This is a genomic window from Nocardioides sp. AE5 (genome assembly GCF_031844485.1).
Classification (GTDB): Bacteria; Actinomycetota; Actinomycetes; order Propionibacteriales; family Nocardioidaceae; genus Nocardioides.
Genome location: NZ_JAUZVI010000014.1, coordinates 85,657 through 102,436, shown reverse-complemented (window position 1 = coordinate 102,436; position 16,780 = coordinate 85,657). Strand labels below are relative to the sequence as shown.

Sequence of the window (16,780 nt, the reverse complement as noted above, 5' to 3'; positions counted from 1 at the left end):
CCCCGCCGAGCCGTCGGACCCGACCGTCTCGACACCCGCATCACCTTGACGATCCCCGACAGGCCGATCACGAGGAGGTCAGGCAACACCAGGCGCAAGCTTGGAGCGGCACTGTTTCACCGGTGGTCATCGAGAGAGCCAGCGCTGGTCCATGGCAGCGAAACTGTGTCACCTTGCCCTTCGTCCCGCGAGGCGCCGTGGGCGGGTCGTGGTTGCGATCCGTTGCCTCGCCGGTCCCGTCGTCGTCGAAGACGTTTCTGGGTAGCCCAAGGCGGCTGAGTATCTCTGCATGCCGCGCGCCATCATCCAGTCGCTCTCTCGGCCCGTCGGATGATCGTCCGTACCGTCTCCACGTGGATCCCGTATGCCGGGGCGAGTTCCTTCTTGAACGCACCGTCGAGGTGGCGCTGGACAAGCTCATCCCGCTGATCGTCCGACAGGCGGACATGCTTCTGGCGCTGTGCCGTCGGACATGGCGTAGCCGAAGTGCGGCTGACCTGCGACTTCTTCTTTACGAGCATCCGCTCGGCGGCGGGACATGGATTGGATGGTTTCCTGTTAGTTCCACCGAAGGCGCAAGGCCCGGACGCTGCCCCATGGCAGAGGTCCGGGCCTCGTTCATTTCCAGGTGCTCACCGTCGGTTGTCATGCCGTCTGCTGTCACCACGTGACTGCAGACGACATCGTTGTTGGGGTAGGTCGCGGCCACCGGGGCGGGTGAGCCGGTACGCCGCGGATCGGCGTACGGGCGCCTCAGAGTGCCCAGCGCGGCTTGCGGCGCTCCAGGAACGCGGTCATCCCCTCACGTGCATCGTCGCTGGCGAAGAGGCTCGACGACTGGGCCGCCACCCGGTCCCGGTTCGCATCGAGATACGCCAGTACGTCGTGGGTGACGACGGCCTTCGACTCGCGCAGGCCCTGGGGGGAGCAGAGGCCCAGTTCGCCGGTGATCGTGGCGACGGACGCGTCGAGGGAGGCCGTGTCGCCGACCGCCTCGGAGACCAAGCCCATCGCGACGGCCGTGGCCGCGTCGAACTTCTCCCCGGTCAGGAAGTAGCGCTCCGCAGCGCGGGGGTGGACCCGCGGGAGCAGGGTCAGTGAGATCACCGAGGCAGCCAGTCCCAGGCGCGACTCGGTGAGCGCAAAGCTCGAGGAGTCGCTGGCGATGACGATGTCGCAGGCGCCGACCAGGCCCATGCCGCCCGCACGGACGTTGCCGTCGATGCGCCCGATCACCGGCTTCGGCAGGGCGACGATCGCGCGGAGCAGGTCGATCAACTGGTCCGCGCGCTCGCGGGCCGGGTCGAGGCTGGAGGAAGAGGTCGCCTCGGAGAGGTCCGCCCCGGCGCAGAAGGTGTTGCCGGTGTGGGTCAGTACGACGGAGCGCACCGCGTCGTCCGCAGCGGCAGCGGCCAGGGCTGCGTGCAACTCGGTGACGAGCTGGTTGGAAAGCGCGTTGCGGTTGTGCGGGGAGTCGAGCGCGATGGTGGTGACGCCATCCGTGGTGGTCACGGCGACCCGTGGTCCGGTGGGTGCGGTGGTGGTCATCGAGGGCTCCTCCGTCGTTGCTGCTGTGCTCGGGTCGACCAAGCGCGCGAAGTGACCATTGTGGCCCCGTCAACAGGAAAGCGCGACCTGCCACGCCACCCACGAGGAACGTGATTAGCACATTGGTTGCGCAATGCACAAGACACGTCCGGGTGGTCAGAAATGACCCGTAACGAACCACCTCCCGTGCGGTTCATCGGAGTCAAGGCGTGTCGACCCCCGAGCGCGCCCGAGAGTTGGAGGACGACGGTGACCACACCGGCCACAGCATCACCCCAGCCAGCATCATCCGCACCAGGATCCGGTACGCCGGGTGCGCACCGGCGCGAGCCCCGTCCCCGCAAGCTGGGGTCGATCCTGATCACTGCCGCACTGGGCGCCACCGGACTTGTCTTCCTGTCCGGCTCCACGGCCACTGCTGCCGTCTCACTGCCGGTCAACGGCAGCACCGTCTCCGGCAACGTCGCCGTGGTGGAGGCGACCGGAGCCACCAGCAACTGTCTCTCCACCCCGGGCAACCTGAGCTCGCGGATCCGGATCACCCGGGTCGCCGACGGCGCCGTCGTGCACACCGCCAGCCGCACCGGCACCGGATCGCTGAGCACCACCTGGGCAAGCCTGGGCGAGCCGCGGGGGCAGTACCGCGTCGAGTCGTTCGCCAACCGCGGCCAGGCCTCCGGCTTCCTCAACCTCAGTTGCACCACCCAGGCGGAGGCCAAGCTCTCCGAGGTCCTGGTGCTGCTCGACAATGGCGCCGACGTCGCCGTGACGCTGCCGTCCTCCGTGGTCACCGGTGAAGAACTGCCGGTCAGCGTGCAGACCAGCGTGGTCGGCACCGGCGTCGCCGGCCAGCCGCTCGGCGGCCGTGCGGTCACCATCGACGTCCCGGGTGTGGGCCAGGTGGAGGTCGAGACCGACGCCGAGGGCCGGGCCAGCACCACGCTGGACCTCCCCGACCTCCCGGCGGGCCCACTCGCCGTCTCCGCCACCGTGGCCACCGACCCGGCGTACACGGGCCGCGCCAACGGCGCCAGCACCACGCTGGACCGGCGCACCACGCAGGTCTTCTACCGCGGCGACACCCGGCAGCAGCCCGGGCGCACCGCCCGGATCAGTGGCCAGCTGGTCGATGTCACCCCCGGCAGCGACCGCTTCGGCGCCCCGATCGCGCAGCGGCCACTGGTCCTCGGCTTCGAGGGTGATGCCGCCGAGGTGGAGACCAACGCGACCGGACGCGCCCTGCGCTCCGTCCAGGTGAGCGGCGCCAGTCGCACCGTCGAGGCCTCCGCCTCCTTTGCCGGTGACCAGGTGTACGCCGCCAGCGCGGACACCGTCCACTTCTTCGTCGGCGACGACGCGGCCGACCCCGCCCCGGTCGAGCACGGCACGGTGGGCGGCAACACCCGCGGCCTGGCCAGCCTGCTCAACGGCCTCGGTGGCCTGCTCGGCAACACGATCACCGAGGTGCTCGGTGGCGTACAGACCGGCCTGACCGACGGAGTGCAGACGATCGATGACCTGCTGGCCGCCCTCGGCGCCAGTGGTACGCCGCTCACCGACGTGCTGCACCTGCTCGACGACGCGGCCCTGGTCGGAGTCCTCGACGACCTGCTCGGCACTCTGACCACCGAGGTCGGCACCATCGGCGACCCGGTGGACGCCGTGATCGACGGCCTGCTCGGCCGACTCACCGGCCTGCCCGGACTGGGCGGCTACATCGAGACCGCCACCTTCGACTGGCGCGCTGTCCACGTCGCCGCCGACGGCACCCGCGAAGCGCGGCAGTTCCGTGCCCTGATCGGGGTGCCGGAACCGCTGGACGTCACCGGTGACGGTGTGCCCGACGTGTTGGCGAACCTCACCCTGGCCTCCGGGGTCGGCTCGCTCGGCTTCAGCAACGTCGACAACCCGATCGAACTGGCCCTCGACCCGAGTGGCGAGATCACCTCGGTGGTGCCCCGTCTCGAGATCGCTCGGCTCCCCGGGGCCCCGGCAGACCTGCCGCTGAGCCTGCAGGCGATCCTGACCCTTCCCGGCAGTGACCAGGAATACCGCTTCGGCTACGACACCCGGGAGAGCAACGCTCCCGCGGGATTCCGGGCAGATGTGGTCCTCGCCGACGGTGGCGCCGGGCTGCAGATCGCCTCCCGCGGTGACGATCCGCTCACCGTGACCGGAGCGCTGGTCGCCTCCGCGACCTCGATCGAGAACCAGCCGACCGGCGGTCCAGCACAGCCGAACGGGCTGGACGACGACCCGCTCGCCACGGACCTGGCTCCGGCCGAGCAGCGCTTCGGGGTCTCGTTCAGCACCGCCCCGGGCTCTGCCCGGCTGGTCATCGACCTGGGCGCCGGGGCCAGCGGCCAGAACCTGGCCGCCACCCTGCAGACCGATCAGCCGACCCAGATCGGGATCGAGTTGGCCGACGACTCGGGCGCAGGCGATCTCTTCCTGGCCGACGGTGTCCTGGACTCGGTGGACGGCACCCTCGCCGTCTCCCTGGCCGGAGACCCCGACGGCGGCCTCGCCGCAGAAGTGCGCGGAGACCAGGGGATGGACGCGCTCTCGCTGCGTGCCCGCTCCTACGACCAGGGCCGGATCGTCGACGACATCCAGCTCGGCCTGACCGACGTGCCCGACACCATCACCTTCAGCCTCGGTGCCGATGGCACCGGCGAGCTGACCACCAGCGGAGCGATCGGGATCTTCGAGGCCGGCTATGGCACCGGACGGGAGATCGCCCTGCTCGACGATCCGGCGTATGTGCGCCTGCTCAGCGACGAGGACACCCAGTCCATCGCCTTGCGGTTGCCGGGCTTCGAGGGGATGGCGCTGCATCTGGCCGACACGGTCGGACTGGACCTGACCATGGCGCCGACCCCGCTGCGGGTCCTCGTCGACCAGGACGGCCTGGAGCTGGACGCCAGCATCCTGGACGCGCCACACGTGCTGGGACTCTCCCTGTCGCCCGACGGTGAGATCGAGGTCCGCGGCTCCGCGGAGATCGGCCTGGTCACGGTCAGTGCCCGCAACGCGGAGGGCCTCTTCAGCGGTGCCACCGACGTCGACCTGCGGCTCGAGGACGTCCCGGCGCTGCTCGCGGTGGGGCTCGAGGGCGAGAGCGTCGTCTTCGACACCGGTGGTGACGCGGTCGGGTTGCTCGAGTTGTTCGCGCACTCCGGTGAACCGCTTGCGCTCCCCGGGGACGGTGACGGCCTGGTGCTGCAGACCGGGCCCGACTCGCTGGCCCTGGCCGGGCGGGTGAGTGGCCTGCGCACGATCGAGGCGGCTCTGGGTTCCACGCCGGACCTGCTGCTGGACACGGTGGCCGGAGAGGTCTTCACGATCGTGCTCCGCGAGGTCGACGCCAATGGTGCGGTGACCAGCAACGCGACCGCGACCCTGGACCACCTGGTCCCGGACCTGCGGCTGCGCCTGGTCGACGATGGCGCCGGCGCGATGGTGCTGGACTATTCCGCATCGGAGCCGACGAACAGCCTCAGCTTCGACTTCGACGGACTCGCAGGCTCGATCTCCGGGCCGCTGCCCGCCGAGTTGCTGGTCTGTTTCGCTGGGGACGAGGCGTGCCTGCCAGACCTGGGGATCACCAACCCGGACCTTGGCTCGATCCGGTTCGCGGCCAGCGAGTTCACCACCATCAATCTCTCGGACCCGTCGATGGGCCTCTCTGCCCAGGGCCTGCGCGCCCGGGTGCTGGAGCTGACCGGCAGCCTGGACATCGACAACGGTGGCGACGTCTATCTCAACACCGCGGAGTTCGGTGGCGAGTGCGGCTGGGACGGGTGCCGTTATCCGTTGCAGGGCGGCAAGATCAACGTCGAACTCGGCTCCGCCTCCCTGCTCTTCGAGCCGGGCAACGGATTCGACGCCTATGACGCCCTCACCCACCTGCGGGTCGACAAGCTCTTCGGCCAGCCGATCGGGGTGAGTGGCACCGGGGGCACCGGTCAGGTGGTCTGTGTCGGCGCCACCAAGCTCGACGTATCGGTGAGCGTCATCGGGTTGCCGATCACGCTCTCGATCAAGGACGCGATCTGCAACGTGTCCAACCGGACGCCGCGTCCGGCCGAGCCGGCGAACGGGGGCTGATGGTCTCCGGTTGACACCTGTGGCGGCCGCCTGTCTCCGGACAGGCGGCCGTCGGCGTGTTGCCGGGTGCCGGCCTCCCGCTCGTTCCAGAAGTATGTGATACTCCCTGTCACACATAAGTCAGGAGATGTTGTGCCCCACATCGAACTCGTCCACGACCGCGCCGGTTCCGGTGCACCGATCGTCCTGCTCCACGGGATCGGCCACCGCCGCGCCGCTTGGGCACCGGTCTTCGACCGCCTGGCCCGCACGCACGACGTGATCGCCCCGGACCTGGCCGGCTTCGGCGAATCCGCGCCCTACCCCAAGGGCACGGCGTACAACATGGAGAACGCCTGCGCCGACCTGGCCGCCAACTTCGCGGCATGGGGGATCGAGAAGCCGCACGTGGTGGGCAACTCCCTGGGCGGCGCGATCGCGCTCGAACTGGGTGCCCGCGGCCTGGTCTCCTCGGTGACCGCGCTCAGCCCGGCTGGCTTCTTCGGCCCGGTGGACCGGTTCCAGGCGCTGATCCCGCTCGGACTGATGCGGCTGCTGGCCCAGGTCACCCCGGAGCGCGTGCTCGAGGTGATCGCCGGCCACGAGGTGGGACGCCGGCTGATCGGCTCGATGCTCTATGCGCACCCCGAGCGGGCCACCGCGGAGGCGACGTATGGCGACTCGCTGGCGCTGAAGCATGCCCGCGGATTCACCCAGACCGCCCGCTCCGGGATCACCTACGTCTTCGACGCCGACGTCCCGGTGCCGACCACGATCGCCTGGGGCACCAAGGACCGGCTGTTGCCCTACCGGCAGGCCCGCACCGCGCGCAAGCGGCTGCCCGAGGCACACCACGTGGCGCTCGTTGGCGCTGGCCACGTGCCGATGATGGACGCCGCGGGCACCATCGTCGACATCATCAACGAGACCGTCGCCCGCAGCGCCAGCAGCGCCAGCAGCGCCAGCGTCGCCCCGGGAGGCCAGGAGAGCGTCGCCTGATCGGCGTTCCGGGCTCGGAGTCGTGGCTCAGGCGCCGAGCAGCACGATCCCGGTGACGACGAGTCCGACGGCCTTGACCACCTCGAGCCCGATGTAGGCCAGGTGGCCCTTCGACCCGGGTGCGTCCTCCCCGGCCAGCACCAGGTTCGTACGCCGGGTCAGCGCCGGGCGGACCACGGCGACCTGGACCAGCAGGACCAGGATCGTTGCCCCGGAGGCCAGCCAGGCATCGGTCGCGGCATCGGCCAGCAGCAGCGCCACGATGATGCCGGCGGCCAGCAGCAGTTCGACGATGTTGAGGGCGCGGAAGACGAGCCGCCCGATGCCGAGCCCCAGGGGAATGGTGATCCCCGGCGCGCGGAACTTCAGCGGCGCCTCGAGGAACGATATGGCCAGGACCATGCCCAGCCAGACGAACGTGAGCGCGACAGCGGTGGCGAGTCCGGTGGTCATGGGGGCAGGTTAGACCGTGCTGCCGGTAGGTTCGCGCGCAGATGCACCCGATCGGCCCCGGGACAGCGGATTCCAGGGCCGATCGGGTGCACATGCACCGGTCCATTCGAGTACGCCGGCACGACCGGCATGGTCTCGGCCCATGGCGATCACCCTGCGTCCCTTCACCGCCGCGGACCTGCCCTGCTGGCCGGTGGCGACTCGCCCTTCGACGACTGGGGCCCGGCCCAGCGGGTCGAGGTGCCGCAGCACCGCCTGGACACACCGGGCGGACTGGTCATCGTCGACGAACGCGAGACCGTGCTCGGAACGGTCAGTTGGGTCTTCGCCCAGTGGGGACCCAACGCAGCCTCGCGCAACCCGATCATCGGGATCTGGCTGCGCCGTGAAGCGCGTGGCCGCGGCGTCGGGACCGAGACGCAGCGGCAACTGGTGGACCTGCACTTCCGCCACACCACGGCCAACCGGGTCGAGGTGCACACCGACGTGGAGAACGTCGCCGAACAGCGGGCGCTGGCCCGGGCCGGGTTCACCTCCGAGGACATCATCCGCGGCGCCCAGTGGCGCGACGGCGCCTTCCACGACGGCTTCCTGTTCAGCATCCTGCGCGCCGAATGGGCGGCCTAGAGGCAACCTTTCCGTACGGCTCGGAGCACCTGTCCGCCGCGAGCGAATTGTCGGCAGTGCTCCTCACCGTTGACGACATGACTGATCAATCCGCAGCGTCGCTCCGTCTGTTCCCGTTCGAGATTTGCAATCTCGCCACGTGGTCGTTGACGTCCGGGGCACAGGAACCACGCAAGCAACAGCGGAGGCTGGGATTCATCGCGTCCTCATTCGCTACCAAGGAGACCTGGATGAAGTTGTCATCCTCGTAGCCGACGACCTCGGCGTACTGTTCATGAAGTTCCGTGTAGCCACCCGCACCTGCAGCGAACTCGACCGAGAGATTCGAGCCAAGCAGACCGGCTGATCGCCTGCTCCTGCTCAGATCCAGCGGCTGAACCACATCCGGTCCAGCCACTCGGAGCGAGTCAGCAGTTCGTTGGTCCAGATCGGCCAGAACCAGGCGAAGTTCAGGAGCACCAGCACCACGAACGATCCACACACGATGGTCCCGACCGTACGCCGCAGCGTGGGGCCCCGGTCCGGTCCGAGGATGTGGCCCATCACCAGGCAGAGCGCCACCACGGTGAAGGGCAGGATGGCCGAGGCATAGAAGCTGAAGATCGGGCGCAGGTCGGAGAACTCCCATGGCAGCCACATCGCCAGCGCCCCCACGACAGGGATGCCGAAGCGCCAGTCGCGGCGACCCACCCAGGCGAACCCGGCATAGATCAGCGCCAGCGCCCCGCCCCACCACAGGATCGGGGTGCCGATCAGCAGCACCTGGCGCAGGCAGGTGCTGTCCGCGGCGGCGGTGCACCCCTGCTCGCCGGGGGCGATGTCGTTCTCCACGTTCACCCCGACCGGGCGGTTGATCAGCAGCCAACCCTCGGGCTGGGACTGATAGGTGTGCTCGGAGCAGTTCAGGAAGTTGGTGTGGAACGTGTACACGTCGTGGTGGTAGTGGATCAGCGAGCGCAGTGACTGGGTGAACTCGCCGAAGCCGCTGGCGTCCGGCTCGGTGGCCGTCGACCACTGGAGCCGGTCGTCGGTGGTGGCGTTGCAGTTGGCATCCATCGAGACGAAGCGCGCATACTGCGACGCGGAGAAGGCCTCCTCATACTTCTCCGCGTGGATCAGCCAGCCGGTCCACGACGCCGTGTAGACCAGCCCGGCGACTACGACCAGGTGGACGAACGCCGGGATGCCGTCGACGATCGCCGAGCGCATCATCGGGATCCGGGCCCCGATGGCACGCCGGGCGCCCATCTCCCAGGCCCAGGCCAGGATCCCGAACGCAGCCAGTGCATAGAGGCCGCTCCACTTGGTGCCGATGGCGAGCCCGAAGCAGATCCCGGCCGTCAGTCGCCAGGGCCGGAACCAGAGCCGCCGGACCAGGTCACGGGCATCTCCCGGGTCGCGGTCGGCGAGGCGGACCAGGAGTCGCTCGCGGGTCCAGTCGCGATCGACGACCAGCGCCGCGACGGCGGCCAGCAGCCAGAACGCCAGGAAGATGTCGAGCAGCCCGAGGCGGGAGAGGACCAGATGCATCCCGTCGAGGCAGAGCATCAGCCCGCCGACGACGCCGAACATCGTGGACCCGGTGAGCCGCCGGACCAGGCGGACCATGATCACGCACATCAGCGCGCCGACCACCGCGGCACTGATCCGCCAGCCGAACGGGTCCATCCCGAAGAAGTGCTCACCGACGGCGATCATCCACTTGCCGACCTCGGGGTGGACGATCATCGAGGGACGGTCGGTGTCCCACAGCCCGTCCAGTTGCCCGCCGATGATCTTGTCATTGGCGTCCTCGACGTACCTCACGACGTACCCGTGCTGCAGCAGGGACCAGGCGTCCTTGGCGTAGTAGGTCTCGTCGAAGGAGAACTCGTGCGGCCTGCCGAGCTTCCACACCCGCAGGAAGAACGCCAGCGCCCCGACCGCGAGGGCGGCACCCCAGCCGACCAGGCGGCTTTCCCGACGCAGCACCGCCAGGCGTGGGTCGGGTCGAGGGGTCACGGTGCCACATCGTACGTGCGTGGTCGGCGCACTGGCATGATGCGCAAGGTGAGCCCCGCAAACCACGGCACCCTGGTCCTCGCCGGCACTCCCATCGGCCGCGTCGACGACGCCCCGCCGCGCCTGGTCGCCGAGCTCTCCTCGGCCGACGTGGTCGCCGCCGAGGACACCCGCCGCCTCAAGCGGCTGGTCACCGACCTCGGCGCCACCGTGTCCGGCCGGGTGGTCTCCTACTTCGAGGGCAACGAGTCCGCACGTACGCCGGTCCTGCTCGATGCCCTGCTCGCCGGGGAGCGCGTGCTGCTGGTCACCGATGCCGGGATGCCGTCGGTCTCGGACCCGGGCTATCGGCTGGTGGCGGCCGCGGTCGAGGCCGGAGTGCCGGTCACCGCCGTGCCGGGGCCCAGCGCGGTCCTCACTGCCCTGGCCGTCTCCGGGCTCCCGGTGGACCGGTTCTGCTTCGAGGGATTCCTGCCCCGCAAGGCAGGGGAGCGGTCGCGGAGGCTGGCCGCGGTGGCCGACGAGCAGCGCACCATGGTCTTCTTCGAGGCGCCGCACCGCACCCAGGCTGCGCTGGAGGCGATGGTCGACGCGTTTGGCCCGGAGCGCCCTGCGGCGGTCTGCCGGGAACTGACCAAGACCCATGAGGAAGTACGCCGTGGCCCGCTGGGGGAGTTGGCAGCCTGGGCCGCCGACGGGATCCGCGGCGAGGTGACGATTGTGGTCGCTGGTGCGCCTGATGCCCCGGCACTGCCCGCGGACCCGGCGTTGTGGCGCGACGAGGTCGCCGCCCTGGAGGCGGCCGGGATGCCCCGCAAGGCCGCGATCCTCGACGTGGCTGGCCGGGCCGGGGTCCCCAAGCGCGAGGTGTACGACGCGGTCCACCGCCCCTGACCCGTGCAAGACGAACCCGCCCTCCCCGCTGTAACGCGGGGTCCTGGTCGCTTGAGTAGTGCTGTGACGCGCGTTTTCGTCAACAGCACCGCCCAAGTGGGAACCACAGCACCGCGCAAGTCGGCACAGGCGATGACGGCCTAGGGTGGACAGCGTGAGTGAGCAGCCGATCCGCCAGCGCGCCACGACCGAGGAGAAGTCGGGCAGCCGCCGCGACACCACCCGACCGCCGGCCCCCGAACCACTGCCGCACCCGGTCGCCGACAACCACTGCCACCTCGACATCGGGGACGGCGACGCGGAGTTCGGCACCGCAGCCGCGATCGAGGCGGCCCGCGCCGTCGGGGTCACCCGGATCGTCCAGGTCGGCTGCGACCTGCCCGCAGCGCGCTGGTCGGTGCGCGCCGTCGACGAGTACGACGCACTGGTCGCCGCGGTCGCGCTGCACCCCAACGAGGCGCCGCGCCTGGCCGCGACCGGCGAACTCGACGCCGCGCTCGCCGAGATCGAGCAGCTTGCCACCCACGACCGGGTCCGCGCGGTGGGGGAGACCGGGCTGGACCACTTCCGCACCGGCGAGGAGGGGCGCGCCGCCCAGCAGGGGTCGTTCCGTGCCCACATCGAGATCGCCAAGCGACTCGGCAAGACCCTGATGATCCACGACCGCGATGCCCACGACGACGTACTGCGGATCCTCGCCGAGGAGGGTTTCCCGGACCGGTGGGTGATGCACTGCTTCTCCGGCGACGCGGAGTTCGCCCGCCGCTGCCTGGCGGCCGGCGCCCACCTCAGCTTCGCCGGCACCGTCACCTTCAAGAACGCCGCACCGCTGCGCGAGGCGCTGGCGATCACGCCGCTGGACCGGATCCTTGTCGAGACCGACGCGCCCTTCCTCACGCCCTCGCCGCACCGCGGGCGCCCCAATGCGTCGTACCTGGTGCCGACCACGATGCGGGTGATGGCTGACGTCCGTGGGGTGGAACTGGCCGAATTGTGTGCCCGCGTGGACGAGAACACCACCCACCTGTACGGCGCGTGGTGAGCGCGCGCTCATTCCCCACCTGACCTGCGAAAAGGGGCCAGAATCGGCCCGGATTCCTCCACTTCGGGCATGCATGAGACCCATCACAATGGGTCCAAAACGGGCGTCCGGGACTTGGCCGGGCTTGAAAACCCCGCTTAGAGTCGATCCCTGTTGGCCGGGATCGGGACGATCGCGACCAGTGCAACGGCCGCCCACAACGGCGGTCGACTCCTTCCCCCGCCCGGTGACGGGCTGCCACACGCAGCCCGGAGTCGTGCGGACGCGCTGGTCCAACCGAGAACCGGGACGTACGAAGTCTGGAGAACTGTGCGCAATTCAATCGCACTCCTCACCAAGAGCAGGGCCGTCCTCGTGGCCCTGGTCGCCGCAGTGGCACTGGCACTCGTGGGCACCACCTACGGCTATGCACAGCTCGGCAACGAAATCACTCTCTCCCTCGACGGCGAGACCAAGACCATCAAGTCCTCCGGGGACACGGTGGCCGACGTCCTGGCCGACGAGGACATCCAGGTCGGTGAGCACGACATCGTCGCTCCCGGCCTCGATGAGGAAGTCACCGATGGCACCCGGATCTCCGTCCGCTTCGGACGCGAACTGACCCTCACCGTCGACGGCGAGACCGAGACGCACTGGGTCAACTCCACCACCATCGAGCAGGCGCTGGCCGAGATCGGCCAGGGCTATCGCGGGGCAGACCTCTCTGCCAGCCGTGGCGCCACCATCGAGCGCGGCGGGATGACCCTGGAGGTCACCACGCCCAAGGACGTCACCGTCACCGTCGGCACCAATGACACCGTCGAGCGTCCCGTCGCCGGCACCACGGTCGCCGACGTGCTGGAGAAGCTCGGCGTCACCGTCGGCGAGGACGACCTCGTCTCCCCGAAACTGACCGACGAGGTCACCGACGGCACCAAGATCACCGTCACCCGGGTCACCTTCAAGACCGAGTCGGTCACCGGTGAGACCGTCAAGCACGGCACCACCAAGAAGAACGACTCCTCCCTCTACAAGGGCGAGTCCAGGACCGAGAAGGCCGGCGTCAACGGCACCCGCGACGTCACCTACAAGCGCGAATACCGCAACGGTGAGCTCCACGAGACCACCGTGGTCAACGCCAAGGTGACCAAGCAGCCGGTCGACGCGGTCGTCCGGGTCGGCACCAAGGCCAAGCCCGCCCCCAAGGCGGACTATTCCGGCGGTGACACCGTGTGGGACCAGCTCGCCAAGTGCGAGTCGGGCGGCAACTGGGCCATCAACACCGGCAACGGCTACTACGGCGGCCTGCAGTTCAGCGCCTCCACCTGGCGCTCGGTCGGCGGCACCGGTCTCCCGCACCAGCACTCTCGCGAGGAGCAGATCAAGCGCGGCAAGATCCTCCAGCAGCGTGCCGGCTGGGGCCAGTGGCCCGCCTGCACTCGCAAGCTCGGCCTGCGCTGAGCCCGCGAGGGGGTCCACGACTAGGCTGACCCCCATGCCTGCAGAACATCCCGCTTCCGCCGGGCCGAGACTCCTCGGCCCGGCGGAAGTGCGTTCACTGGCCGATCGGCTCGACCTCCGGCCCACCAAGCAGAAGGGCCAGAACTTCGTCATCGACGCCAACACCTGCCGGCGCATCGTGCGCGAGTCGGGCATCGGCGCCGATGACGTGGTCCTCGAGATCGGTCCCGGCCTCGGCTCGCTGACGCTGGCGTTGCTGGAGGTGGCGCGCCGGGTGGTCGCCGTCGAGATCGACGACAAGCTCGCGGGTGCGCTGCCCGACACGATCGCCGACTTCGCGCCCGGGCAGGCTGCCTCGTTCCGCGTCGTGCACGCCGACGCGCTGCGGATCGACGCCCTTCCCGACCCGCAGCCGACTGCGCTGGTCGCGAACCTTCCCTACAACGTCTCGGTGCCGGTGCTGCTGCACATGATGGCGCTGTTGCCGACGCTCGAGCGGGGCCTGGTGATGGTCCAGGCGGAGGTCGCCGACCGGCTCGCCGCAGCGCCTGGCTCCCGGGTGTACGGGGTCCCGTCGCTCAAGGCCGCCTGGTTCGCCGACGTACGCCGTGCCGGTGCGATCGGGCGCAACGTGTTCTGGCCGGCGCCCAACGTCGACTCGGGCCTGGTGGGCTGGACCCGCCGCGAGCCGCCGGCCACCAGTGCCACCCGGGAGCAGGTCTTCGCCGTCATCGATGCCGCCTTCGCGCAGCGGCGCAAGACCCTGCGCGCCACGCTGCGACCGCTGGCTGGCTCCTCCGAGGCGGCCGCGCAGGTGCTCCGGGCCGCCGGCGTCGACCCGATGGCGCGCGGGGAGGTGCTCGGCATCGTCGAGTTCACCCGGATCGCCGAACAGCTGGCCGCGATCGACCGCCCGGGGGAGGCAACGGATGCCTGAGCCACGCGCGCGGGAGGTCGTCGTCCGGGCCCCCGCCAAGATCAACCTGCACCTGGGCGTCGGCGGGGTGCGCGAGGACGGGTTCCACCCGCTGGCCACGGTTTACCAGGCGATCGCGCTCTTCTCCACCGTCACCGTCGTCCCGGCCGACCAGTGGGCGGTGACCTGCCGCGCCGAGCCCGGCATCGCGGTGGACCAGGTGCCACTCGGCCCGACCAACCTGGCCCTGCGTGCGGCCCGTTTGCTGGCCGAACGGCACGGCATCGAGAAGCCGGTGGCGATCCATCTCGACAAGGGCATCCCGGTCGCCGGGGGCCTGGCCGGCGGCTCCGCGGACGCCGCCGCCACGCTGCTCGCCTGCGCGCACCTGTGGGGCCTGCCCACCGACGACCTGGCCGGCCTCGCCGCCGAACTCGGCTCGGACGTCCCGTTCGGACTGGTCGGGGGCACCGCCTCGGGACTCGGCCGCGGCGAGGTGATCGCTCCGCTGGTCGACAACGGCGAGCACCACTGGGTGCTGCTCACCTTCGAGGACGGCCTCTCCACACCGGCGGTGTACGCCGAGTTCGACGCACTCCACGACGGCCTCGAGGTGCCTGAGCCGGTGATCCCCGACGCGCTCGTCTCTGCGCTCGCCTCCGGCTCCTCGACCGCGCTGGGCGGAGTGCTCGGCAACGACCTGCAGGAGGCGGCGCTCTCGCTGCGACCTGCGCTGGACGACGTACTCCGGGCGGGCCGGGAGGCGGGGGCGCTGGCCGGCCTGGTTTCCGGCTCCGGGCCGACCTGCCTCTTCCTGGCCCGCGACATGGCGCACCGGGTGGAGCTGGCCGACCGGTTGGCCGGTGGTGTGGCCGGGGCGAAGGTGCTCACCGCGCACGGACCGGTGCCCGGCGCCACGGTGGTGGGCCTCACCCTCCTCGATGGCACGACGACCGACGGGAGGGTGGAGTGATGGCGAACCTGGTCAACCTGGAGAAGGTGTCCAAGGCGTACGGCGTACGCCCGCTGCTCGCCGACGTCTCACTGGGCATCTCGCGCGGGGAACGGGTCGGCATCGTCGGGCGCAACGGCGACGGCAAGACCACCCTGCTCGAGGTGATGACCGGGATCGAGGAGCCCGACGCGGGCCGGGTCTCGCGCACCCGTGGGCTGCGGATCGGTTACCTGCACCAGGGCGACGAACTCGTCGACACCGAGACCGTGCGCGAGGCAGTGTTGCGCGGCAAGGAGGACCACGAGTGGGCCGCGGATGCGACCACCCGCGAAGTGGTCGACGTACTGCTGGCGGGGATCTCGCTGGACCGCTCCGTGAGCGGCCTCTCCGGCGGCGAGCGGCGCCGCTGCGCCCTGGCCGCGCTGCTGCTCGACGAGCACGACCTGGTCATCCTCGACGAGCCGACCAACCACCTCGACGTGGAGGCAGTGGCGTGGCTGGCCGGGCACATGGCCTCCCTCGATTCGGCGCTGGTGGTGGTCACCCACGACCGCTGGTTCCTGGATGCGGTCTGCGAGTTCACCTGGGAGGTGCACGACGGCGTCGTCGACTCCTACGAGGGCGGCTATGCGGCGTTCGTGCTGGCCCGCGCCGAGCGGCAGCGGCAGGCCGCGGCCTCCGAGGTACGCCGGCAGAACCTGGTCCGCAAAGAGCTGGCCTGGCTGCGCCGGGGTGCTCCGGCGCGGACGTCGAAGCCGAAGTTCCGCATCGAGGCGGCCAACCAGTTGATCGCCGACGTGCCGCCACCGCGCGACCGGATGGAGTTGCAGCGCTTCGCGACCCAGCGGCTCGGCAAGGACGTCATTGACGTCGAGGACGTGGACCTGTTCCGCGGTGAGCGGCAACTGCTCTCGCACGCCACCTGGCGGATCGGGCCCGGTGACCGGATCGGCATCGTCGGGGTCAACGGGGCCGGGAAGACCTCGGTGCTCTCCCTGCTGGCTGGGACGCTGCCACCGCAGGCGGGCAAGGTGAAGCACGGTCGCACCCTTGCCCTGCAACACCTCACCCAGGCCCTCGACGACCTCGACCCGACCGAGCGGGTGCTGGCCTCGGTGGAGTCGATCCGCCGGGTGACCCGCACCGCGGACGGCGAGATCACCGCGACCTCGATGCTGGAACGGTTCGGCTTCACCGGCGACCGGCTCACTGCCCGGATCGGCGACCTCTCCGGTGGCGAGCGGCGCCGCTTCCAGTTGCTGCGGCTGTTGCTGCTCGAGCCGAACGTGCTGCTCCTGGACGAGCCCACGAACGACCTGGACATCGACACGCTGACGGTCCTGGAGGACTTCCTCGACGGCTGGCCCGGCACCCTGATCGTGGTCTCCCACGACCGGTACTTCCTCGAGCGGGTCACCGACACGGTCTGGGCGCTGCTGGGCGACGGCCAGATCTCGATGCTCCCGCGCGGGGTGGACGAATACCTGGAGCACCGCGCCGCCACCCCCACGAACGCTCACTCGTTGATGTCCGAAAGCTCAATTGTTGATGTGGCCGAGGGGCCGTCGAAGGCGAAGCCCGGCAGTGCCGAGGAGCGCGCCGCGAAGAAGGCGATCGAGCGGATCGACCGCCGGCTGGCGAAGATCGCCGAACTGGAGGCACGGCTCAACGAGCAGCTTGCCGAGCACGCCTCCGACTACACCCGGCTGGCCGAACTGGGCGCTGAACTCGACACCCTGCACGCCGAGAAGGAAGAACTCGAACTGGAGTGGCTTGAGGTCGCCGAAGCGCTGGAATGAACCCACGAACGCTCACT

Annotated in this window: 13 protein-coding genes; 10 read left to right on the top strand and 3 right to left on the bottom strand. The window is 70.0% G+C overall.

The window, feature by feature from the left end; all coding sequences use genetic code 11:
• Positions 1-753: 753 nt before the first annotated feature.
• Complete coding sequence (locus Q9R27_RS17555; protein WP_311253698.1) at positions 754-1,548, bottom strand: enoyl-CoA hydratase family protein; 795 nt, start codon at positions 1,546-1,548, stop codon at positions 754-756.
• Between the two features lie 249 nt (positions 1,549-1,797).
• On the opposite strand from Q9R27_RS17555, the gene Q9R27_RS17550 reads away from it, so the two are divergent.
• Together Q9R27_RS17550 and Q9R27_RS17545 are read left to right on the top strand one after the other, a co-directional pair.
• Complete coding sequence (locus tag Q9R27_RS17550; protein ID WP_311253697.1) at positions 1,798-5,658, top strand: hypothetical protein; 3,861 nt, start codon at positions 1,798-1,800, stop codon at positions 5,656-5,658.
• A gap of 132 nt (positions 5,659-5,790) precedes the next feature.
• Positions 5,791-6,636, top strand: a complete 846-nt coding sequence (locus Q9R27_RS17545; RefSeq protein WP_311253696.1) for an alpha/beta hydrolase — start codon at positions 5,791-5,793, stop codon at positions 6,634-6,636.
• Between the two features lie 27 nt (positions 6,637-6,663).
• Here Q9R27_RS17545 and Q9R27_RS17540 read toward each other — a convergent pair whose 3' ends face one another.
• The gene (locus Q9R27_RS17540) at positions 6,664-7,089 is read right to left on the bottom strand and encodes a hypothetical protein (RefSeq protein WP_311253695.1); all 426 of its coding nucleotides are present in this window, start codon (positions 7,087-7,089) and stop codon (positions 6,664-6,666) included.
• Positions 7,090-7,218: 129 nt separating this feature from the next.
• On the opposite strand from Q9R27_RS17540, the gene Q9R27_RS17535 reads away from it, so the two are divergent.
• Together Q9R27_RS17535 and Q9R27_RS17530 are read left to right on the top strand one after the other, a co-directional pair.
• The gene (locus Q9R27_RS17535) at positions 7,219-7,716 is read left to right on the top strand and encodes a GNAT family protein (protein ID WP_311253694.1); all 498 of its coding nucleotides are present in this window, start codon (positions 7,219-7,221) and stop codon (positions 7,714-7,716) included.
• 139 nt (positions 7,717-7,855) lie between these two features.
• Entirely contained in the window at positions 7,856-8,062 is a 207-nt protein-coding gene (locus tag Q9R27_RS17530) for a hypothetical protein (RefSeq protein ID WP_311253693.1), read from the top strand.
• Between the two features lie 14 nt (positions 8,063-8,076).
• Here Q9R27_RS17530 and Q9R27_RS17525 read toward each other — a convergent pair whose 3' ends face one another.
• Positions 8,077-9,717, bottom strand: a complete 1,641-nt coding sequence (locus Q9R27_RS17525) for a phospholipid carrier-dependent glycosyltransferase (protein ID WP_311253692.1) — start codon at positions 9,715-9,717, stop codon at positions 8,077-8,079.
• A 48-nt stretch (positions 9,718-9,765) separates the two neighbouring features.
• On the opposite strand from Q9R27_RS17525, the gene rsmI reads away from it, so the two are divergent.
• The 6 genes from rsmI to Q9R27_RS17495 all read left to right on the top strand — a co-directional run bounded on the left by rsmI (position 9,766) and on the right by Q9R27_RS17495 (position 16,763).
• A complete protein-coding gene (gene rsmI / locus Q9R27_RS17520; RefSeq protein WP_397220045.1) occupies positions 9,766-10,611 on the top strand; it encodes a 16S rRNA (cytidine(1402)-2'-O)-methyltransferase in 846 nt (281 codons plus the stop codon).
• A gap of 154 nt (positions 10,612-10,765) precedes the next feature.
• Complete coding sequence (locus Q9R27_RS17515; protein WP_311253691.1) at positions 10,766-11,653, top strand: TatD family hydrolase; 888 nt, start codon at positions 10,766-10,768, stop codon at positions 11,651-11,653.
• 309 nt (positions 11,654-11,962) lie between these two features.
• Positions 11,963-13,093: a transglycosylase family protein gene (locus Q9R27_RS17510; protein ID WP_311253690.1), complete on the top strand. Its 1,131-nt coding sequence runs from the start codon at positions 11,963-11,965 to the stop codon at positions 13,091-13,093.
• A 34-nt stretch (positions 13,094-13,127) separates the two neighbouring features.
• Positions 13,128-14,030, top strand: a complete 903-nt coding sequence (gene rsmA, locus Q9R27_RS17505; protein ID WP_311253689.1) for a 16S rRNA (adenine(1518)-N(6)/adenine(1519)-N(6))-dimethyltransferase RsmA — start codon at positions 13,128-13,130, stop codon at positions 14,028-14,030.
• Positions 14,023-14,982 (top strand): 4-(cytidine 5'-diphospho)-2-C-methyl-D-erythritol kinase, encoded by a 960-nt coding sequence (locus tag Q9R27_RS17500; RefSeq protein WP_311253688.1) that lies wholly within the window; start codon positions 14,023-14,025, stop codon positions 14,980-14,982. Before rsmA ends, Q9R27_RS17500 begins: the two co-directional genes overlap by 8 nt.
• Positions 14,982-16,763 (top strand): ABC-F family ATP-binding cassette domain-containing protein, encoded by a 1,782-nt coding sequence (locus Q9R27_RS17495; protein WP_311253687.1) that lies wholly within the window; start codon positions 14,982-14,984, stop codon positions 16,761-16,763. The genes Q9R27_RS17500 and Q9R27_RS17495 overlap by 1 nt, the downstream gene beginning before the upstream one ends.
• Positions 16,764-16,780: the final 17 nt, after the last annotated feature.